21 protein-coding genes are annotated in these 18,714 nt (G+C 71.1%); 8 read left to right on the top strand and 13 right to left on the bottom strand.

The features are described from left to right. Nucleotides 1-32 precede the first annotated feature (32 nt). Nucleotides 33-1,682, top strand: coding sequence for an FAD-binding dehydrogenase (locus OG470_RS02130; RefSeq protein ID WP_328420200.1), 1,650 nt, complete (start codon nt 33-35; stop codon nt 1,680-1,682). Between the two features lie 85 nt (nt 1,683-1,767). Here OG470_RS02130 and OG470_RS02125 read toward each other — a convergent pair whose 3' ends face one another. Then, entirely contained in the window at nt 1,768-2,103 is a 336-nt protein-coding gene (locus OG470_RS02125; RefSeq protein ID WP_328420198.1) for a YnfA family protein, read from the bottom strand. 72 nt (nt 2,104-2,175) lie between these two features. Between OG470_RS02125 and OG470_RS02120 the strand changes: the two genes are divergently transcribed. Then, nucleotides 2,176-3,183, top strand: a complete 1,008-nt coding sequence (locus OG470_RS02120; RefSeq protein WP_328420196.1) for a hypothetical protein — start codon at nt 2,176-2,178, stop codon at nt 3,181-3,183. Between the two features lie 410 nt (nt 3,184-3,593). Here the strand turns inward: OG470_RS02120 and OG470_RS02115 are convergent, their stop codons facing one another. After that, nucleotides 3,594-3,968, bottom strand: coding sequence for a VOC family protein (locus OG470_RS02115; protein WP_328420194.1), 375 nt, complete (start codon nt 3,966-3,968; stop codon nt 3,594-3,596). A 114-nt stretch (nt 3,969-4,082) separates the two neighbouring features. Between OG470_RS02115 and OG470_RS02110 the strand changes: the two genes are divergently transcribed. The 3 genes from OG470_RS02110 to OG470_RS02100 are packed head-to-tail and all read left to right on the top strand — an operon-like array spanning nt 4,083 to nt 5,333. Next, nucleotides 4,083-4,541 carry an SRPBCC domain-containing protein gene (locus OG470_RS02110; RefSeq protein WP_328420192.1) on the top strand — a complete coding sequence of 153 codons (459 nt, stop codon included), beginning with the start codon at nt 4,083-4,085 and terminating at the stop codon, nt 4,539-4,541. Next, complete coding sequence (locus OG470_RS02105; RefSeq protein ID WP_328420190.1) at nt 4,538-4,888, top strand: ArsR/SmtB family transcription factor; 351 nt, start codon at nt 4,538-4,540, stop codon at nt 4,886-4,888. The genes OG470_RS02110 and OG470_RS02105 overlap by 4 nt, the downstream gene beginning before the upstream one ends. 1 nt (nt 4,889) lies before the next feature. After that, a complete protein-coding gene (locus OG470_RS02100; protein WP_328420189.1) occupies nt 4,890-5,333 on the top strand; it encodes an SRPBCC family protein in 444 nt (147 codons plus the stop codon). On the opposite strand, the gene OG470_RS02095 is transcribed toward OG470_RS02100, so the two are convergent. The 5 genes from OG470_RS02095 to OG470_RS02075 all read right to left on the bottom strand — a co-directional run bounded on the left by OG470_RS02095 (nt 5,317) and on the right by OG470_RS02075 (nt 9,718). Beyond that, nucleotides 5,317-6,597, bottom strand: coding sequence for an MFS transporter (locus OG470_RS02095; RefSeq protein WP_328420187.1), 1,281 nt, complete (start codon nt 6,595-6,597; stop codon nt 5,317-5,319). The genes OG470_RS02100 and OG470_RS02095 overlap by 17 nt on opposite strands. Nucleotides 6,598-6,745: 148 nt before the next feature. Next, on the bottom strand, nt 6,746-7,477 hold the full coding sequence (locus OG470_RS02090; protein ID WP_328420185.1) for a class I SAM-dependent methyltransferase: 732 nt from the start codon (nt 7,475-7,477) through the stop codon (nt 6,746-6,748). Nucleotides 7,478-7,708: 231 nt separating this feature from the next. Next, complete coding sequence (locus OG470_RS02085) at nt 7,709-8,071, bottom strand: PH domain-containing protein (RefSeq protein ID WP_007464929.1); 363 nt, start codon at nt 8,069-8,071, stop codon at nt 7,709-7,711. Between the two features lie 10 nt (nt 8,072-8,081). Next, nucleotides 8,082-8,837, bottom strand: coding sequence for a class I SAM-dependent methyltransferase (locus OG470_RS02080; RefSeq protein ID WP_328420183.1), 756 nt, complete (start codon nt 8,835-8,837; stop codon nt 8,082-8,084). Beyond that, a complete protein-coding gene (locus tag OG470_RS02075) occupies nt 8,834-9,718 on the bottom strand; it encodes a LysR family transcriptional regulator (RefSeq protein ID WP_328420181.1) in 885 nt (294 codons plus the stop codon). The genes OG470_RS02080 and OG470_RS02075 overlap by 4 nt, the downstream gene beginning before the upstream one ends. A gap of 117 nt (nt 9,719-9,835) precedes the next feature. Here OG470_RS02075 and OG470_RS02070 point away from each other — a divergent pair, with 117 nt between their 5' ends. Continuing rightward, on the top strand, nt 9,836-10,189 hold the full coding sequence (locus tag OG470_RS02070; protein WP_328420179.1) for a DUF1801 domain-containing protein: 354 nt from the start codon (nt 9,836-9,838) through the stop codon (nt 10,187-10,189). Then, nucleotides 10,186-10,572, top strand: coding sequence for a VOC family protein (locus OG470_RS02065; protein ID WP_328420177.1), 387 nt, complete (start codon nt 10,186-10,188; stop codon nt 10,570-10,572). Before OG470_RS02070 ends, OG470_RS02065 begins: the two co-directional genes overlap by 4 nt. A 7-nt stretch (nt 10,573-10,579) precedes the next feature. Here the strand turns inward: OG470_RS02065 and OG470_RS02060 are convergent, their stop codons facing one another. Continuing rightward, the gene (locus OG470_RS02060) at nt 10,580-10,888 is read right to left on the bottom strand and encodes a 4a-hydroxytetrahydrobiopterin dehydratase (RefSeq protein ID WP_328420175.1); all 309 of its coding nucleotides are present in this window, start codon (nt 10,886-10,888) and stop codon (nt 10,580-10,582) included. 183 nt (nt 10,889-11,071) lie between these two features. Between OG470_RS02060 and OG470_RS02055 the strand changes: the two genes are divergently transcribed. Continuing rightward, on the top strand, nt 11,072-11,527 hold the full coding sequence (locus OG470_RS02055; RefSeq protein WP_328420173.1) for a (deoxy)nucleoside triphosphate pyrophosphohydrolase: 456 nt from the start codon (nt 11,072-11,074) through the stop codon (nt 11,525-11,527). A 112-nt stretch (nt 11,528-11,639) separates the two neighbouring features. On the opposite strand, the gene OG470_RS02050 is transcribed toward OG470_RS02055, so the two are convergent. The 5 genes from OG470_RS02050 to OG470_RS02030 all read right to left on the bottom strand — a co-directional run bounded on the left by OG470_RS02050 (nt 11,640) and on the right by OG470_RS02030 (nt 18,621). Then, nucleotides 11,640-12,704: a succinate dehydrogenase/fumarate reductase iron-sulfur subunit gene (locus OG470_RS02050; RefSeq protein WP_328420171.1), complete on the bottom strand. Its 1,065-nt coding sequence runs from the start codon at nt 12,702-12,704 to the stop codon at nt 11,640-11,642. Continuing rightward, a complete protein-coding gene (locus OG470_RS02045) occupies nt 12,701-14,629 on the bottom strand; it encodes a fumarate reductase/succinate dehydrogenase flavoprotein subunit (RefSeq protein WP_328420170.1) in 1,929 nt (642 codons plus the stop codon). The genes OG470_RS02050 and OG470_RS02045 overlap by 4 nt, the downstream gene beginning before the upstream one ends. 11 nt (nt 14,630-14,640) lie before the next feature. Continuing rightward, nucleotides 14,641-15,447, bottom strand: coding sequence for a hypothetical protein (locus tag OG470_RS02040; RefSeq protein ID WP_328420168.1), 807 nt, complete (start codon nt 15,445-15,447; stop codon nt 14,641-14,643). 266 nt (nt 15,448-15,713) lie between these two features. After that, a complete protein-coding gene (locus OG470_RS02035; RefSeq protein ID WP_328420166.1) occupies nt 15,714-17,126 on the bottom strand; it encodes a TldD/PmbA family protein in 1,413 nt (470 codons plus the stop codon). 58 nt (nt 17,127-17,184) lie between these two features. Beyond that, complete coding sequence (locus OG470_RS02030; protein ID WP_328420164.1) at nt 17,185-18,621, bottom strand: TldD/PmbA family protein; 1,437 nt, start codon at nt 18,619-18,621, stop codon at nt 17,185-17,187. Between the last annotated feature and the right edge of the window lie 93 nt (nt 18,622-18,714).

Here is an 18,714-nt window from a genome sequence, read left to right as displayed (position 1 = left end):
CAGCGGATACGCCGGTGGGGAGAGTGCCTGTCATGGACGCAGACGTCATCGTTGTCGGGGCCGGGTTGGCCGGTCTGGTCGCCGCCGCCGAACTCGCGGAGGCGGGCCGCCGGGTGATCCTGCTCGACCAGGAGCCCGAGACGAATCTGGGTGGGCAGGCGTTCTGGTCCTTCGGCGGCCTGTTCCTGGTCGACTCGCCGGAGCAGCGCCGGATGGGGATCCGGGACTCGCACGAGCTCGCCCTGCAGGACTGGCTCGGCACGGCCGGGTTCGACCGGCCCGAGGACGAGTGGCCGCGCAGGTGGGCCGAGGCGTACGTGGACTTCGCGGCCGGGGAGAAACGGTCCTGGCTGCACGCCCGGGGCGTACGGTTCTTCCCGGTGGTCGGCTGGGCCGAGCGCGGCGGGTACGGGGCCATCGGGCACGGCAACTCGGTCCCGCGTTTCCACGTCACCTGGGGCACCGGACCCGCTGTCGTCGCGCCGTTCGCCCGCCGGGTCCGTGACGCCGCCGCGAAGGGACTGGTCACCCTCGCGTTCCGGCACCGGGTCGACGAGCTTGTCGTGACCGACGGTGTCGTGACCGGCGTACGGGGTGCTGTCCTGGAGCCGAGCGACTCCGCTCGCGGGGTGGCCAGCAGCCGCACGGTGGTCGGTGACTTCGAGCTGACCGCCCAGGCCGTCCTGGTGGCCTCCGGCGGTATCGGTGCCGACCACGACCTGGTCCGGAGGAACTGGCCGGCCCGGCTCGGTACCGCACCCGAGCGCATGATCACCGGTGTCCCCGCCCATGTGGACGGGCGGATGCTGCGGATCACCCAGGACGCCGGCGGCACCGTCATCAACCCCGACCGGATGTGGCACTACGTCGAGGGCGTGCAGAACTGGAACCCCATCTGGGCAGGCCACGGCATCCGGATCCTGCCTGGGCCCTCCTCGCTGTGGTTCGACGCCACCGGCAAGCGGCTGCCCGGACCGCTCTACCCCGGCTTCGACACCCTTGGCACGCTGGCGCACCTGCGGACCACCGGGCACGACCACAGCTGGTTCGTACTCACCCAGAAGATCATCGAGAAGGAGTTCGCGCTCTCCGGCTCCGAACAGAACCCCGACCTCACCAACAAGTCGGTCCGGCAGACCCTCGGCCGCATCCGCCCCGGCGCACCCGCACCCGTCGAGGCGTTCAAGCAGCACGGCGAGGACTTCGTCGTCGCCCACACCCTCGACGAACTCGTCGCCGGTATGAACGCGCTGACCGGCACGCCCCTGCTCGACGTCGAGGACATCCGACGTGAGGTCGTCGCCCGCGACCGGGAACTGGACAACGCGTTCACCAAGGACGGCCAGATCTCCGCCATCCACAACGCCCGCCGGTACCGCGGCGACAAGCTGGTCCGTACGGCCACCCCGCACAAGATCCTCGACCCGAAGGCCGGCCCACTCATCGCGGTCCGGCTGCACGTGATCACCCGCAAGACCCTCGGCGGCCTGCAGACCGACCTGTCGGGACGGGTGCTCAACTCCGACGCGACCCCGATCCCCGGCCTGTACGCCGCCGGTGAGGCGAGCGGATTCGGCGGGGGCGGCGTGCACGGCTACCGCTCCCTGGAGGGCACCTTCCTCGGCGGCTGCATCTTCTCCGGCCGCCAGGCCGGCCGCGCGATCGCGCAGGCAACCGCGTGACGGTGGCGCGGCGGGCCGGGCGGGCGAGGGCTGGTCGGCGTCCCGGCGCGGTTCCGACCAGGCCGGGATCGGCCGAGGGGCGGGTTCAGCCGCTGCGCGGGGCGTACATGATGATGGCGACCCCGACCAGGCAGATGGCCGCGCCGACGACGTCGTAGCGGTCGGGGCGGAACTTGTCGACGATCATGGCCCAGGCCAGGGAACCGGCGACGAAGACACCGCCGTACGCGGCCAGGATGCGGCCGAAGTTCGGGTCGGGTTGGAAGGTGGCGACGAAGCCGTAGAACCCGAGGGCGATGACCCCGGCCGCCACCCACAGCAGGCCCCGGTTCTCGCGCCAGCCCTGCCACACGAGCCAGGCCCCGCCGATCTCGAACAGCGCGGCGAGCAGGAACAACAGGATCGAGCGGGCGACCGTCATGGTTCGGACGGTAGCGGGACCACCACGTGGTCCTGCGGGTCGGGCCGCCCGCCGGCCGCCTACGATCTCGCCATGATCACGCCGCCCCTGCCGCCCGAGGCGCTCGCCCGCTATCCCGGCCTGGAGAAGCTCGGCCGCACGACGACCCGGCTGCACCCGCGTCCCGGGGCGGTCACGGCCACCGACAGCCACGTCGGCGGGCCGCTGCGCTGGCCGGCCGACGAGCCCTGGCCCACCTGCGACGTGCCGCACATGGTCCACGAGGAGGTGCCGATCCCGGCCGAGCTGGCGACCCGGATGCGGACGGCGGAGCGCGGGCGCGGGCAGTCACACGTCCTTGCCGAGGGCGAGCTCGATCTGCACCAGGAGTTGGCCGCCCTGGTCGGCCCGGGTTTCGTCGGCTGGGGCTCGCGCGACGGCGGCCCGGTCGTCGGCTACCGGTACGTGCCGCGAGAACACCCCGCGCCCAACCCGATGGTCGCGCTGGCGCAACTGCGCGCCGAGGACGTACCCGACCTGCCCCGCCCCGGTGGGGCAGACCTGTTGCAGGTGTTGTGGTGCCCGTTCGAACACTCCGAGGGCCCGTGGGGGCCGACGGTGAAGCTGCGCTGGCGGCGGGAGGCGGAGCTGACTGACCTCCTCGCGGAGCCGCCGCGCGGCGAGGTCGGCACCGACGGGTACGTGCCCCGGCCGTGCCGGCTGCACCCGGAGCAGGTCGTCGAGTACCCGTACCCGGAGGAACTGCCGGAGGACCTGCAGCGGCTGGTCGACGAGGACGAGGACGAGGAGTACGTCGACACCTTCATGGCGCCCGGGTGGAAGGTCGGCGGGTACGCCAACTGGAGCCTCACGGACCTGGGCCCCACGCCGTGCCCCCGCTGTGCCGGTCCCACGACGTTGACCCTGGTCATCGACTCCTCCGAGCGGGGCGCCGAGCGGTGGCAGCCGACGCGGGCGGACGGCGAGCCGGACGACGATTCGTACGAGCCGACCGGGGTGGTCGTCGGCCGGCACGGCGCGCTGCGCATCTTCGCCTGCCTGACCTGCCCGGACGTGCCGTTCCTGCTCGACCAGCAGTGAGGTTAGGGCCGCGTCAGTTCGACCTCATCGCCCGGTAGGACCTCCACGCCACCGTGGCGGTGCCCGTGGGTCAGCCGAGAGATAAATCGGATCCGATCGGTCGGGCCAAGCAACGGCTGAAGGCGGGAGCGACCCGACGGGGGCGTTGTATCGATCGAGCGTCGCCTTGGACGTCCAGGCGTCCTGGAAGATCAGCTCCCACGGGCCGGTGTTGACGGTCAGGATTTCTGATCGGCCATGACGTACGAGGGGTCGGCTGCCAGCTCGGGGCCGGCCCCTCACGCGCGTCCGTCGAAGTGCCTCGGCTGCGCCGACCCGATCCTTCCGCTCCCGCACACCTGCGGCGGCGACCGGATCCCGTCCGACGAACTGGGCTGGTACTGCGACTGCCCACGTGCCGCGTCTCGCGGCTACAGCTCAGCCCAGGCGCCCAACTCGTTGCCGCTGGGGTCGGTGAAGTGGAATCGGCGGCCACCGGGGAACTCGTACGGCCCGTTCACCACCTGGCCGCCGGCGTCCTTCACCGCCTGCACGGACCGGTCGAGGTCGGCCGAGTAGAGCAGCACGAGCGGGCCGCCTGCCCGGACTTCCTGGTCGACGCGCAGACCACCCACCTCGGGTGCGGGGTCGCCGAGCGGGCTGCGAATGCCGGCGTACTCCGGCCCGTAGTCGTTGAACTGCCAGCCGAACGCATCGGCGTAGAAGCGCTTGGCCTGGGCGAGGTCGGTGACCGTCAGCTCCACGTAGTCGATGGCGTGGTGCCGGTGCGGAGAGTTTTCAGACATGCGCCGAATTGTGCGCCCCGGGTACGACGGGAACGCGACATGCAACTAAAGGTTGCGCAACGAGAGTCGGCTATCGTACGTTGATGCAACCAAAGGTTGCGAAAGGTTGTGAGCATGGAACAGGGATCCATCGAGCGCGACATCCATGTCGACGCTTCACCTGAGGTGGTCTTCGAGGTCGTCAGTCAGCCCGAGCACATGCGGGAATGGTGGCCTGACGACGCACGGTTCGAGCCGGTCGCGGGCGCACCCGGTGAGCTCGTGTGGCGTAACGGCGAGGCGGGCGAGACGACGACCGTCGCACTCGCTGTCGTCGAGGTCGACCCCCCGAAGCGATTCTCCTTCCGGTGGTGCTTCACGGACGCGGATCGGAGCGGGCAGTCACTGCTCGTCACCTTCGATCTGGTGCCGAGCGGTGCCGGGACCCTGGTCCGGATGACCGAGACCGGGTTCCGCGAAATGGGCTGGGAGATCGCTGTCCTGGAGGAGCAGTACCGCGACCACGAGACCGGGTGGGACCACTACATCCGGAGGCTGGGCACGTACGTTGCGCGGCTGGTTGCCACCTCATGAGCACGGCCGTCGACGATGACCTGTGGTCGGCGATCGGCGACCCCATCCGGCGCACGATGATCGACCTTCTTCTTTCCGGCGGACCAGGCACAGCCACGTCGCTCAGCAAGCGGCTACCCGTCACCCGCCAAGCCGTCTCGAAGCACCTGGCCGTCCTGGACCGGGTCGGGCTGATTCACGCGGCGCCGGCTGGCCGCGAGCGCCTCTACCAGGTGGACGAGGCGCAACTCGCCCGAGCCGTCGCCCAGTTGTCAGCGGTCGGCGCCACCTGGGACGCCCGACTCCGGCGGATCAAGCGGATCGCCGAGGCGATCGAACGCAACCGCACCAACAACGAAGGAGAATGACATGGTCGACATCCTGCACCGGGTCGGCGTCGTGGCTCCGCTCGACGACGTCTACCGAGCGGTGGCAACTCCAGAGGGCCTCGCCGGCTGGTGGACGACCGACACGGTGGGCAAGAGCGAGGTCGGCGGGCAATTGGCCTTCCGGTTCGGCGACGCCGGTGGGTTCGACATGGAGGTCCTTGAGCTGGACCCCACCGGCCGGGTGCGGTGGCGAGTCGTCGACGGTCCCGAGGAATGGATCGGCACCGAGGTCAGCTGGCGTCTCGACCAGCGCGGCGAGTACACGATCGTCCAGTTCACGCACGAGGGCTGGCGCGAGCCGGTCGAGTTCATGCACCACTGCAGCACCAAGTGGGCGACGTTCCTGATGAGTCTCAAGGAGCTGGTGGAGACAGGGCGCGGCAGGCCGGCGCCGGACGACGTCAGGATCAGCGACTGGCACTGATCTCGGTGACGGCGGAATCGCCGGGGGATCGCGCGCTCCCACGCGAGATCGCGAAACCCCCGGCGATCAGGCCGAGGGCCACGATCGCCACCGCACAGAGCAGCAGCGTCGGGCGGGCGCCGATGACGCCCACCAGCGGGCCGCCGAGCATGGTGCCCAGCGGCACCGCCAGCACGAGGACGGCGCCGTTCGCCGCCAGCACCGCCGGTAGTTGTGCGGTGGACGTGCTGCGCTGGAACAGCGCCATCGACATGGACATGTACGGCGCCCAGATCAGGCGCGCCAGGGCGAAGGCGGGCAGCGACAGACCCACGGGTGCGCCCAGGCCGAGGGGCAGCATGGCGACGCCGAACCCGACGACGATGCCGATGGTGGTGGTCCGCAAGGGCCAGCCGCGCAGATGGCCGGCGACCACACCGCCGACGAGGCCGCCGATGCCGAACGCGGTGTAGTAGATGCCGAGCAGCGTCGCGGAGGCGTGCAGGTCATCGGTGACGTGGATCGGCATGGCCACGTACACCGGTCCGAAGAGGAAGAAGAACCCCAGGCTCAGCACCAGGAGGCCGAGCAGGGCGGGGTTGTGGCGGATGACGGCGAAGCCCGCAGTCCGTGAGGCACCGCGCTCGTACCGGTGGGCGCTGTCGGCGGCGGGAAGGGCGAGGCGGTAGGTGAGGGCCAGTACGGCGAAGGTGGCCGCGTCGATAGCGATGACCCAGACCGCCCCGGCCCAGCCGATCAGGATGCCCGCCAGTGGTGGGCCGACGATGGTGGCGAACCCGGAGATGATGGTGAGCACCGCGTTGGCCGGTAAATGGTGTCGCTGCGGCAGGAGTTCGGCGATCAGGGTGAAGCGCCCGGCGGAACCCCACGAGTGCAGCAACGCCGACGCGGCCAGCAGGACCACGTACAGCCCGATGGTGAGCACGCCGGAGAGGTAGGCGAGGGGGATCGCCGCGAGTGCCGTGGCCCGCAGGATCGCGTCCCAGCCGGCGAGCTGGGCGCCGCTACGCCCGCCCAACAGCCGACCGAAGATGACCGTCCCGGCCTCGCTGGGCAGGGCGTACGCTGCCACCGCGATGGCGATCCACGTGCCGCGCTGGTCCTGCGGTGCGAGCTGGATGGCGAGCCAGGTCACGGCGACCACCGCCATGCCGTCGCCCAGGGCGGACACCGCCAGCCCGGGCAGGACCCGCCGGAGCAGTGGGTGACTGACCACTGGCCAGTAGGGCGAGGAGCGCGGGAAACGGGCGGTGTCCGATGGCATGCTGCCAGCTGACCCGGCGCGGACCCTACGGATCAACAAAGGTCGCTACCAGCAGAATCAGCTATGGGCGGAAGCCCACGTCAGGTCCCCCGGACGGAGGTCGACTCCGGTTCCGTGTGGACCCGGAACCGGAGTCGACCAACCGCAGCTACTCCGCGCGGTAGACGGAGATGTGGGCCGTGCTGTCAGCGTCGAACGGTCGCCGGCGCCAGTCGGCGTACCGCTCGGTGAGCCGGAGCCCGGCCTGCTGCGCCATCGCGTCGAGCTGGTGCGGCCAGGCGTACCGCATGGCGAAGGGCTTCAGGTGCACACCGTCGCCGTCGAACGTGATGGTCTGCCGGATGAAGCGCTGCGCCGGTCGGTCGTACCGGTGCAGCCGGATCGTCGCGGAGTCCTCGGTCACGGCGCGGACCTGCACCTGCTCGTCGGAGTCGAAGCTGCGAGGGTCGGGCACGAACGCCTCGACGACGAACGCGCCGCCGGGCGACAGCACCCGGGCGACGTTGCGGAAGCAGTCCGCCTGCCGCTCGGCGTCGACCAGGTTGAAGAGCGTGTTGTAGACCAGGTACGCCAGGCGGAACGGGCCCGGTACGCCCACGTCCGCCATGTCGCCGACCACCACCGGGATGTGCTCGCCGCCGGGCTTGGCCCGCAGTTTCGCCAGCATCTCCTCGGACGCCTCGACGCCGTGCACGGTGAGGCCGCGCTCGGCCAGCGGCAGGGCGATCCGGCCGGTGCCGATCGCCAGTTCGAGAACCGGCCCGTCGTCGGCCAGGTCGGCCAGGAAGTCGACGGCCGGCGTCGGGCCGGGGTTGGGTCCGTCGTCGTAGCCGGCGGCCCACAGTCGGCCGAAGAGGCCGGGATCGTCGAAGACCGACATCAGCGGCCTCCGGGGTTGGTGTCAGTGGCGCGCAGCCGCGCCGTGGCCAGGGAAGCAGGTCTGCTCACGAAGTCTCGATTCCTCAGGTCGGATGACGTTCGGTCGGGGGGACTCCGTTGAGTGGGGCATGGCGGCTGCTCCTTTCGCGCGGCTGTCGGCTGAGGACACCAGAGGTCGCCGGGGCCCGGCAAGGCATTTACCTCCGCCGGGCCCGCAGCAGGCCGGACCGGGTCAGGAGATGTGGTGCAGGATCACGTTGTGCACGTGGTGGCTCTTCTGCGCGCCACGGAACTCCACCTCGTACGTGTGCGTGCCGACGTGGATGGCGATCGCCCCGGTGGAGAAGAACGTGCCGCCCCAGGACTTGTTGCTGACCACGCTCACGCTGGTGATCTTCGAGTACGGAATGCTGGTGATCGCATGCCGCTTCCCGACGAAGGAACGGTCCTGGATGATCACGCGCCGATCGGTCAGCCCGATGAACCCGGTGCCGGTGCCGACAGCGTCGTAGACGGCAATGATCTGCTCACCGTCGAGGAGTCCACTCTCGATCTGCTGGACCTGCTCCTTGCGGTCGTACGCGATGTTCGCCATGTGAACCAGGCTAGGCAACCGGTGCCAGCCGGCTGGCCTGGGCGATGACCAGGAACTCGCCGTCGCCCTGGCCGACCGGCTCGCGGTGCCAGCCGCCATGGATGCGATCCACGGTGAAACCGGCCGCGCCCAGGGAGTCGCGTAGCTGCGCCTCGGTGCGGAAGCGCAGCGTCGCCGAGCTGAGCAGCTCCTCGTCGTCGGCGAAGTGGTAGTGGTGGGTAAAGCTGACCGCGTCGTCACGTACCCCGGTGACCTCGGTCCAGGCGCGGACCTCGCCGCCGTCCGGCAGCGTGATCCGCCGCTGCGAGTCCACCGGGTTCCACCGCTCCCAGCGGCGGTCCGCCGGGTCCCGGGCGTCGAAGACCAGTCGGCCGCCGGGTACCAGCGCCCGTCGCAGGTCGGCGAGGGTACGTGCCCACTCCGCGTCATCGACGAAGAACTGCGCCACGTGGCTGGTCAGCACCGCCACCTCGAACGCCTGGTCCGGCAGCAGAGCCGAGGTGCCCTCGATCCAGGTCACCCGCTCGCCGCCCGGCTTGGCGCGGGCGGCGGCCAGGGACGCGCAGGCGGGGTCGACGCCGGTGACGGTGTGGCCACCGGCGGCGAGGGCGACGGTCAGCCGGCCGGTGCCGCAACCCAGGTCGAGGACCCGGGCGCCCGGGGTCTCGTCGACCACCGCCCGGAAGAAGTCGTCGTCCGGCCCCCACGGGCATTCGGCGTCGTAGACCTGGACCAGCCGGCGGTGGCGGAACTCGCCGTGCCTCATCGGGGGTTCGCCTCGGTCGCGGCGCGGACGAACTCCAGCACCCGGGCGGTGCTGTTGCTGGCCAGCCAGATCGGCCCCCGCTCGATCGGCGGCGCGTCGTGGATCGGCACGTACGCCACGTCGGGGCGCGGGTAGTAGCGCCGGGTGTGCTCGCCCACCGGCAGCACGCCACGGCCCAGCGCCACCAGGGACAGCATCTCGGAGAACGTGTTCCCGGTGGGGCCCGTCGGCACCGGCCGGCCGGACGGGGTGCGCTCCGGGGTCCGGTCCCGCTTGAACTCCGTCGAGGTCACCGTCGGGTACTGCACCACCGGATGGTCGGCGAGCACCTCCAGCGACACGGACCGCTCCCGGGTGAGCGGGTGGCCCGCGGCCACCGCCAGCACCCGGTCCTCGGAGAGCAGGGCCGGGCCGTTGGCCATCCCGTCGAAGGGGTACGAGGCGATCAGCACGTCGGTGGAGCCGTCGAGCAGGCCGGAGCGGGTGGTGGCCAGCTGCGCCTCGTGCACCTCCACCCGGCAGTCGGGGTGTCGCTCGGTGAACAGGGCGACCGCCCGGAGCAGCACCGGCGCGGTCCACTCGCCCAGGAACGCCACCCGCAGTGTCCCGGTGACGCCCCGCCCGGCGTCGACCGCGCGACGGACCGCCTCGTCCATCCCGGCCACCAGCGGGGCCAGCTCGTCGGCGAGCTGCCGCCCGATCGGGGTGAGCTGGACGACCCGACTGGTCCGGGCGAACAGCGGCGCCCCGATCCGGCGTTCCAGCTTCTTGACCACGTGGCTGACCCGGCCGGTGCTGACCCGCAGCCGCTCGGCGGTCCGACCGAAGTGCAGCTCCTCGGCGAGGGTCAGGAAGGTCTCGACCTCGTACCGCTCCAGCACACCGCTCCCACCGTTGACCTGTGCGCAACGATCGTAGCGGCAACGGCTCTTGGTCGGCGGCGCCCGTCAGCGGATCGTGAACGCGGCAAGGAAACCACTCAACCGAAGGGCTTTGCGATGAGCATCGACGACTACCTGGCCGGCCTGCCCGGCCCGCTGCGCGAGATCGGGGAGAAGCTGACGCCCGTCATCGCCGCCGCGCTGCCCGGGGCGACCGGCGCGATGTGGCACGGCCACCCGGTCTGGAGCCTGGGCGACCGGCCGGGCCTGCGCCCGGTCTGCCTGCTCAAGGCGTACCGGTCGGACGTCACCTTCGGGCTGTGGCGGGGGCAGGAGATCACCGACCCGTCCGGGCGACTGGTGCCCGGCGCGCGGGTGATGGCGGCGGTGAAGCTGCGTGGCGTCGCCGACATCGACCCGGCGCTGTTCACCGACTGGCTCCGCGCGGCGGCCGCGCTGGAGGAGGCGTGAGCACGGTACGCGTGACCGGTTTCGACCATCTGGTGCTGACCGTCGCCGACGTGGAGCGGGCGCTGGACTTCTACTGCGGCCGGCTCGGGCTGGAGCCGGTACGGGTCGACGAGTGGCGAGCCGGTGCCGTGCCGTTCCCGTCGGTGCGGATCAGCCCGGAGAGCATCATCGACCTCGTCCGCGGCGACCGGCAGGGCACGAATGTCGACCACTTCTGCCTGGTGGTGGCACCGCTGGACTGGGCGCAGGTGATCGAGTCGGGCACCTTCACGGTGCTGACCGGCCCGGTCAGCCGGTTCGGCGCCCGCGGGACGGCGACCTCGATCTACGTGCGGGACCCGGACGGCAACTCGGTGGAGCTGCGCTGGTACCCACCGATGTAGCGGGACCTCAGGACTCGGTGACCGTCCGGTAGACGTCCTCGATCCGGGCGGCCAGCAGGACCTCGCCCTCGGTCAGCGGCTCCCCGTTGCCATGCCCGACCCGGATCTGGGTACTGTCAGCGTGGCGGCTGATCTCGGGGCGCAGGTGCAGCGCGTCGGCGACGACCTTCACCCGTTCGGTCAGCGCCGCGTGTTGGGTATCGTCGATCACGAGAGTCCGCCGGATCTGCTCGCCTTCCCGCGTCCAACCAGATAGCAAGGTCAACGCGTCGGAAAGGTAATCGTGCTTGGCCCGGCTGTTGAACAGCACGCGCATAACCGCACCCCCCAAGCGCCGTTGCCGGCTTGTGGCCAAATCGTCGCCATCCCGTGTCTTGTCGGTGCCCTCTAGTCTGTCGTCGCACGGAAGGGGTGTCCACGCCCACACTTCCGGGTTCTATTGACCTAGCGGCCGGTTACGGTACCCAAACCGCCGATTGATCTGGCACCCTGGACGCCCGTGCGGACCGAACGGGCTAATGGTGGCGGGCAGGCCGAACGACGGGACCTGAAGGTGATCGTGGGTGCGGCGATCATCCGGGACGGGCGGGTGCTCGCCTGTGCGCGTTCCGCCCCGCCTGAGGTGGCGGGGATGTGGGAGTTCCCCGGCGGGAAGGTCGAGCCGGGGGAGGCCGAGATCGATGCGCTGATCCGGGAGTGTTCCGAGGAGTTGGCCGTACGCGTGGAGATCGGCGATCGGGTCGGCCGCGACGTGCGGATGGCCCACGGCCGCTCGGTGCTCAAGGTGTACGCCGCCCGCCTGCTGGACGGCGACGAGCCGCAGGCGCTGGAGCACTCGGCCATGCGCTGGCTCTCCGCCGCCGAACTGGACTCGGTCACCTGGCTCCCGGCCGATGCCCCCATCGTTGCCGCGCTGCGTCCCGTCCTCGCCGAGGGCAGACCACCGAAGCGCTGATCGGGTTGGCGGGCTCGTCGAGCCAGGCACGTCCGCCAACGTCATGATCAACGCCGGAAATGGGGACGGGGCCCCCGGCAGTGCCGGTGGGCCCCCGTCCTGGTGGTCGTGCTCAGTGCTTGTCCTGCTCCGGGTGGGCGAAGTTGAGGTGCTCCGGAGGCAGCGGGAAGGTCACGTCGTCGCCGAACGGCGACGGCGCGGCGGCCCGGTCGAAGGTGAGCTCGGTCAGCGGCAGCTTGCCCCGGTCGTCGACCGCTGGCGCGGTCGGGTGGGGCACCTCCCGTTGCCAGTTGACGCCGCTCTGCGCCTGCGCCTCGGCCTGCGGGTCGTGCGAACGGCCCGCGTGCGAGTGCACCCCGCCCCCGGCCGCGCCCGGCGAGGTCGCCGAGCCCTGACGGGCGGTGGTCACGCTGGTCTGGGGCGTCTCGCCCCGACGGAAGATCTTGCTACCAAGCCACACAAGGGGATCGTACCTGCGGTCTACGACCCGCTCCTTCATGGGGATGATCCCGTTGTCAGTGATCTTGATGTGCTCGGGGCAGACCTCGGTGCAGCACTTGGTGATGTTGCAGAAGCCGAGGCCCTGTTCAGCCTGTGCGTACTCCTTGCGGTCGGTCCGGGCGTCCAGCGGGTGCATGTCCAGCTCGGCCGCCCTGATGAAGTACCGCGGCCCGGAGAACGCCTGCTTGTTCTCGTCGTGGTCGCGGATCACGTGGCAGACGGTCTGGCACAGGAAGCACTCGATGCACTTGCGGAACTCCTGCGAGCGCTCGACGTCGACCTGCTGCATCCGGTAGTCGCCGGGGGCCACGTCCGCCGGAGGGGCGAACGCGGGCGTCTCCCGGGCCTTCTCGTAGTTGAACGAGACGTCGGTGACCAGGTCCCGGATCACCGGGAAGGTGCGCAGCGGGGTGACCGTGACGGTCTCCTCGTCACCGAAGGTCGACATCCGGGTCATGCAGCCCAGCCGCGGCTTGCCGTTGATCTCCATGGAACAGGAGCCACACTTGCCGGCCTTGCAGTTCCACCGGCAGGCCAGGTCGGGCGCGTCGGTGGCCTGCAACCGGTGGATGACGTCGAGGACCACCTCGCCCTCGTTCACCTCGACCATGTAGTCCTGCAGGTCCCCGCCGGTCTCGTCGCCCCGCCAGATCCGGAACTGACGCTTCGCGCTCATCGGTTGTCCGCCTCTCCAGCGTCGACGACGAGGGCGTCGAAGTCGGCGAGCTCCTCGTCGGTGAGGTACTTGGCCAGCTCCGCCCGGTCGAAGAGGCCGATCAGCTCCGGCCGCATCTTCGGCAGCGGCTTACGGGTCAGCCGCACGGCGTCGCCGTCCAGCGCGCAGACCAGGTTCACCTGCCGCCACTTCGGCTCCATCGCCGGATAGTCCTCCCGGGTGTGCCCGCCGCGCGACTCCTGCCGCTCCAGCGCCGCCTTCGCGGTGCACTCCGAGACCACCAGCATGTTGCGCAGGTCCAGTGCCAGGTGCCAGCCCGGGTTGTAGCGCCGGCCGCCGGCCGCGCTCACCTTGGCGACCCGCTCCCGCAGCTCGGCCAGCCGGCCCAGCGCGTCGGCCAGCTCGCCCTCTCTGCGGATGATGCCGACCAGATCGCCCATGACCGCCTGCAGGTCCTGCTGCAGGGTGTACGGGCTCTCGCCGGTGTCGCGTTGCAGCGGCGCCAACGCGGTCTCCACCGCGGCCTCGACGGCGTCCACGGCCACCTTCGGCCGGGCGGCCAGCCCGTCGGCGTAGCTGGCCGCGTGCCCGCCCGCCCGCTTGCCGAAGACCAGCAGGTCGGACAGGGAGTTGCCGCCCAGCCGGTTGGAGCCGTGCATGCCGCCGGAGACCTCACCGGCGGCGAACAGCCCGCGCACGTGGCCGAAGGCGGCACCGGAGTCCGGGTCCACCTCGACGCCGCCCATCACGTAGTGACAGGTCGGTCCGACCTCCATCGGCTCGGCCGTGATGTCGACGTCGGCCAGCTCCTTGAACTGGTGGTACATCGACGGCAGCCGCCGGCGGATCTCGTCGGCCGAGCGGCGGCTGGCGATGTCCAGGAAGACGCCGCCGGCGGGGGATCCCCGGCCGGCCTTGACCTCGCTGTTGATCGCGCGGGCCACCTCGTCGCGGGGCAGCAGCTCCGGCGGGCGGCGGTTGTTGTCCGGGTCGGTGTACCAGCGGTCCGCCTCCTCCTCGGTCTCCGCGTACTGCTTGCGGAAGACGTCGGGGACGTAGTCGAACATGAACCGCTTGCCGTCGGAGTTCTTCAGCACGCCGCCGTCGCCGCGTACCGATTCGGTGACCAGGATGCCCTTCACCGAGGGCGGCCAGACCATGCCGGTCGGGTGGAACTGGAGGAACTCCATGTTGATCAGAGTCGCCCCGGCGCGCAGCGCCAGCGCGTGACCGTCCCCGGTGTACTCCCAGGAGTTCGAGGTGACCTTGTAGGACCGCCCGACGCCGCCGGTGGCCAGCACCACGGCCGGCGCCTCGAAGAGGATGAACTCCCCGGACTCCCGGTAGTAGCCGAACGCGCCGGCAACCCGGTCGCCGTCCAGCAGCAGCTCGGTGATGGTGGTCTCGGAGAACACCTTGATCCGGGCGTCGTACGAGCCGAACTCGCGCTTGTCCTCCTGCTGAAGCGAGACGATCTTCTGCTGGAGGGTGCGGATCAGCTCCAGGCCGGTCCGGTCGCCCACGTGCGCCAGCCGGGGATACTCGTGGCCGCCGAAGTTGCGCTGGGAGATCTTGCCGTCCTTGGTGCGGTCGAAGAGCGCGCCGTACGTCTCCAGCTCCCAGATCCGCTGCGGCGACTCCTTCGCGTGCAGCTCGGCCATCCGGAAGTTGTTGAGGAACTTCCCGCCGCGCATGGTGTCCCGGAAGTGCACCTGCCAGTTGTCCCGGCTGTTCACGTTCCCCATCGCGGCGGCGGCGCCGCCCTCGGCCATCACCGTGTGCGCCTTGCCGAAGAGCGACTTGGAGATGATCGCGGTCTTCTTGCCGGCGAGCCGGGCCTCGATCGCCGCCCGCAGGCCGGCGCCGCCGGCCCCGATCACGACGACGTCGTAGTGGTGTCGTTCGATTCGCGTGGTAGTGGTCATGTCGGGGCCCTTTAGTTGATGAACCGCAGGTCGGAGAACCACTCGGCCGCGAGCGCCATGATGTAGAAGTCGGCCAGCGCCAGGGTGCCGAGGGTGATCCAGGCGAGCTGCATGTGCCGGACGTTCAACGCCGAGACGAAGGTCCAGGCCTTGTAGCGCACCGGGTGCTTGGAGAAGTGCTTGAGCCGGCCGCCGATGATGTGCCGGCAGGAGTGGCAGGAGATGGTGTACGCCCAGAGCATCACCACGTTGACCAGCAGGACGATGTTGCCCAGCCCGAAGCCGAAGCCCTTGGGGGAGTGGAAGGCGAGGATCGCGTCCCAGGTGTTGATCAGCGAGATGATCGCGGCGGCGTAGAAGAAGTAGCGGTGCAGGTTCTGCCCGAGCAGCGGGAAGCGGGTCTCACCGCCGTACGAGGCGTGACCGTCCGGCACGGCGCAGGCCGGCGGGGACAGCCAGAACGACCGGTAGTACGCCTTGCGGTAGTAGTAGCAGGTGAGCCGGAACAGCAGCAGGAACGGCAGGGTCAGTGCGGCATCCGGGATGACCCACCAGCCGGGCAGGAACCGGCCGAAGTGCGAGGCTGCCTCGACACACCGGTCGGTCACGCACGGGGAGTAGAACGGGGTCAGGTAGTGGTACGTGTCCACCCAGTAGTTGTCATGCTGGAAGACCCGGACCGTCGCGTACGCGACCCAGGCGCTGAGCCCGATCACGGTGATCAGTGGGGCCAACCACCAGCGGTCGGTACGCAACGTTTTCGCCGCGATGGCGGCGCGCGCCCGCGCTCCCCGCGGCCTCGTTGCCGTTGAAGTCATTCGAGTCGTCTCCTCGACGGGCCCGTACGGGCGGGCTGATCTTTCTCCGGTCGGCACGCGGACCGGCGAACCCGCACCCGCTGCCACGTCATGCGCACACCAACGACCACGCCGGATCGACCGACGCAGCTAAGTGACACACGTTACGCCGATCTTTGCGGGCCGTCCGCGCAAGGGAGTGTCCCGTGTGTCTGGCCTGCGGGAAAGCCCCGTCACGCTGATCGATGACGCGTTGTTAGAAACTTCACTGCCGGCACCGGGCTTGATCACCCGGAGGCGCCCCCGGTGAAGTGCCAGGACGCCAGCCGCACCGGCGGCGCCGCCCACCATGCACCGTCCACCCGGTCGGGTTGGCGCACCGGCCGGCCGCCCAGCCCGAGCACCGCCCCCGGCCCGAGCGCCCGGGGGTACGACTCGGTGAACCGCAGGTCGCGGACCGCCCGCACGACCGTGCCGTCCTCGACCAGCCAGACGCCGTTGCGGGTCAGCCCGGTGACGACCAGGCTCTTCGGGTCGAGCACCCGGGTGTACCAGAGGTCGGTGACCAGCAGCCCTCGGCGTACCCCGGCGACCAGCGCGGCGGTGTCCGCATCGACCACGGCACCGGCCGTTGTGCCGGTGGTGCTCCGGCCCACCGCGCTGGCCGGCCCGGCCGCCGCCCCGGACAGGCGCAGGTTGCGGGCCATCGGGCCCCAGGTGGCACCACCCGCGACCGCGTGCCCGGTGGACTCCGCGCCGGCGTCGGCGGCGGTCCGCCGATCGTGCGCCACCGCCCGGGTCGTGCCCGCCTCGACCAGGGTCAGCGCCCGCCGGCCGGTGCCCTCGGCGTCGAACGGCAGACCCGACGCGCCCAGCGGATCGTCCACCAGGGTCACCGTCGGGTCGAACTGGGCCGCCCCCGGCTCGGCGAACGACTGCCGCTCGGCGTACCGCTTGCCGTTGAAGCCGTACCAGGAGAGGTTCTGCAACAGGTCCGCCACGGCGGCCGGCTCGAACACCACCTCGTAGCGCCCCGGGGGCAGCTCGACCGGGTCGGCCGCCGCCTGCGCCTTCGCCGCTGCGTGCGCGCCCAACTCGGCGCCGTCGAGGTCGGACAGCCGGTCGGCGCAGCGCCGGGCCACCCCGTCCGCGCCGTCGCGGCGGGCGATGCCATCCATCGCCGCCTCGACCGAGCGGCCGTGCGCGGTGTGTCCGGCAGAGTTCGCGAACGCCGACGAGCGGTGCGCGGTGCGGCAGTAGCCGGCCGTGCTGAGGTCCCCGGCGGCGGCCACGAACGCGCGGACCAGATCGGCCCGCTGATCCGGCTCGGCGTGCGCGGTGGCCTCGTCGACGGGTGGGGCGGCCGGCGCGGGCGTGGGCGGGGCCAGCCCCGGCCAGCCAGGGTCGGGCGGGCAGAGCCGCGCCGCGGCCAGGGTGCGCTCGACCAGCGCGCGCAGACCGTCGGCGGTGACCACGCTGCCGCTGCCGGCGGCGGTCCGCCCGTCCACGTGCAACCGCAGCCGGACCCCGACGGTCGACTCGGCGACGTTCTGGTGGATGGCCGAGTTGGCGAACCGGGTCAGCGCCAGGTCGGCCCGGGTCACCACCGCCTCGGCCTGCGCGGCCGGGCCACCGAGCCGCCGGACCAGCTCGATGACCTGCCCGGCCAGCTCCACCTCGCTCAACCCACCGGCGCTCACGCCGACACCTCTTTCGTTCGCGACTGCGGGGCTCGCAAACCCGGCTCACTCCTCGCGCTCACGCCGAGACCCCCACCCGGACGTTGCGGAAGCGGGCCGGCGCGGACGGATGGCCGGTGTGCCCGGTCTGGCCCGGCTGGCCCTTGCCGCAGTTGGGCGTTCCCCAGGGCACCGTCTCGCCGGAGAGCATGTCCATTGAGCGCCAGAAGAGCGGGCCGATCCCGGTGTAGGTGGGGTTGCGCAGCATCCGCCCCCGCCGCCCCTTCTTGATCTCCCAGCCGACCTCGCAGCCGAACTGGAAGTTGAGGCGCTTGTCGTCGATCGACCAGGAACGGTTGAGGTCCATCAGCACCCCGTCGTCGGTGGCCGCGATGATCTCCTCCAGGGTGTGCGGGCCGGGTTCCAGGCCGACGTTCGTCATCCGCACCATCGGCAGCCGGGCCCACCCGTCGGCCCGTACGCTGCCGCCGTAGTCGAGGCTGGCCATGGCGGCCGAGTCCCGGCCGGCGAGCACACCCACCCACCGCCCGTCACGGACCGCGTCCCGCTTGACCGCGGGCGAGCCCTCGTCGTCGAAGCCGAAGCTGCCCAGCGCGCCCGGGATGGTCGGGTCGATGGTGATGTTCATCAGCTCGGAGCCGTAGCGCAGCGAGCCGAGCTGGGCCAGGTCCAGCCAGGACGTGCCGGCGAACGCGGCCTCCCAGCCGAGGATCCGGTCCAGCTCGATGGCGTGCCCGACCGACTCGTGGATCTGCAGGGCCAACTGCTCGCCGCCGAGGATCAGATCCGTCTCGCCGGCCGGGCAGGGCGGTGCGGTGAGCAGCGCCCGGGACTCCTCGGCGATCTGCGCGGCGTGCGCGGCCAGGTCGAGCGACTCGACCAGCTCCCAACCGGTGGTCCCGTACTGCCCCCGGTAGCTGGGCCAGGAGCGACGCTGGGTCTCGCCGTCACCGATCGAGGTGGCCGAGATGCCACCGCCGCACTCGCGGATCCGCTGGTCGATCCGGTGGCCCTCGCTGGAGACGAACCACTTGGCGGTGTCCCAGATCTGGTACAGCCCCTCGGCCAGGTCGGCGCCGTGCTCGGCCATCGTGCGGGTCGCGCCGACCAACAGGTCGCCCTTGTCCGACAGCGGCACCCCGAGCGGGTCGATCTGGCAGCCGGAGGCCCAGCTCGCGGTGACGGCCTCGACCGGCACCAGGTCGACCGGTGGGCCGGGCACCCGCGCGCTCGCCATGGCGGTCCGCGCCGCGCGCCGGCCGGCGTCGCGGGCGGCGGCGTCAGAGAGATCGGGTACGGCGTGGAAGCCCCAACTCGAACCGACCAGCGCCCGGACGCCGAGCCCGATGCTCTCGTCCTGGGTCAGCTCCTCCACGTCGCCGTTGCGCGCGGTCATCGACTCGTAGCGACGGTGCATCACCCGGGCGTCGGCGTACCGGGCGCCCGCGTCGAGGGCGGCCTGGACGGCGGCGGTGGCCGCGTCGAACTCGGTCATGCGACCGACCCTAGCGAGCCGACCGGCGCCCGTCAGGCGAGCAGATCCTCCGGCCGGATGACCGCCTTCACTCCACCTCATGCCGGCGGGAAT

Source organism: Micromonospora sp. NBC_00389 (assembly GCF_036059255.1).
Lineage (GTDB): Bacteria > Actinomycetota > Actinomycetes > Mycobacteriales > Micromonosporaceae > Micromonospora.
This window is presented reverse-complemented; position numbering and strand designations above follow the sequence as displayed.

Coding starts and splice junctions, on each gene's coding strand:
- OG470_RS02045 (WP_328420170.1), bottom strand. CDS start 14,629: ATGACCACTACCACGCGAATCGAACGACACCACTACGACGTCGTCGTG.
- OG470_RS02090 (WP_328420185.1), bottom strand. CDS start 7,477: ATGTCGGTCTTCGACGATCCCGGCCTCTTCGGCCGACTGTGGGCCGCC.
- OG470_RS02080 (WP_328420183.1), bottom strand. CDS start 8,837: ATGAGGCACGGCGAGTTCCGCCACCGCCGGCTGGTCCAGGTCTACGAC.
- OG470_RS02070 (WP_328420179.1), top strand. CDS start 9,836: ATGAGCATCGACGACTACCTGGCCGGCCTGCCCGGCCCGCTGCGCGAG.
- OG470_RS02030 (WP_328420164.1), bottom strand. CDS start 18,621: ATGACCGAGTTCGACGCGGCCACCGCCGCCGTCCAGGCCGCCCTCGAC.
- OG470_RS02040 (WP_328420168.1), bottom strand. CDS start 15,447: ATGACTTCAACGGCAACGAGGCCGCGGGGAGCGCGGGCGCGCGCCGCC.
- OG470_RS02105 (WP_328420190.1), top strand. CDS start 4,538: ATGAGCACGGCCGTCGACGATGACCTGTGGTCGGCGATCGGCGACCCC.
- OG470_RS02060 (WP_328420175.1), bottom strand. CDS start 10,888: ATGCGCGTGCTGTTCAACAGCCGGGCCAAGCACGATTACCTTTCCGAC.
- OG470_RS02115 (WP_328420194.1), bottom strand. CDS start 3,968: ATGTCTGAAAACTCTCCGCACCGGCACCACGCCATCGACTACGTGGAG.
- OG470_RS02050 (WP_328420171.1), bottom strand. CDS start 12,704: ATGAGCGCGAAGCGTCAGTTCCGGATCTGGCGGGGCGACGAGACCGGC.
- OG470_RS02130 (WP_328420200.1), top strand. CDS start 33: ATGGACGCAGACGTCATCGTTGTCGGGGCCGGGTTGGCCGGTCTGGTC.
- OG470_RS02100 (WP_328420189.1), top strand. CDS start 4,890: ATGGTCGACATCCTGCACCGGGTCGGCGTCGTGGCTCCGCTCGACGAC.
- OG470_RS02095 (WP_328420187.1), bottom strand. CDS start 6,597: ATGCCATCGGACACCGCCCGTTTCCCGCGCTCCTCGCCCTACTGGCCA.
- OG470_RS02120 (WP_328420196.1), top strand. CDS start 2,176: ATGATCACGCCGCCCCTGCCGCCCGAGGCGCTCGCCCGCTATCCCGGC.
- OG470_RS02125 (WP_328420198.1), bottom strand. CDS start 2,103: ATGACGGTCGCCCGCTCGATCCTGTTGTTCCTGCTCGCCGCGCTGTTC.
- OG470_RS02085 (WP_007464929.1), bottom strand. CDS start 8,071: ATGGCGAACATCGCGTACGACCGCAAGGAGCAGGTCCAGCAGATCGAG.
- OG470_RS02110 (WP_328420192.1), top strand. CDS start 4,083: ATGGAACAGGGATCCATCGAGCGCGACATCCATGTCGACGCTTCACCT.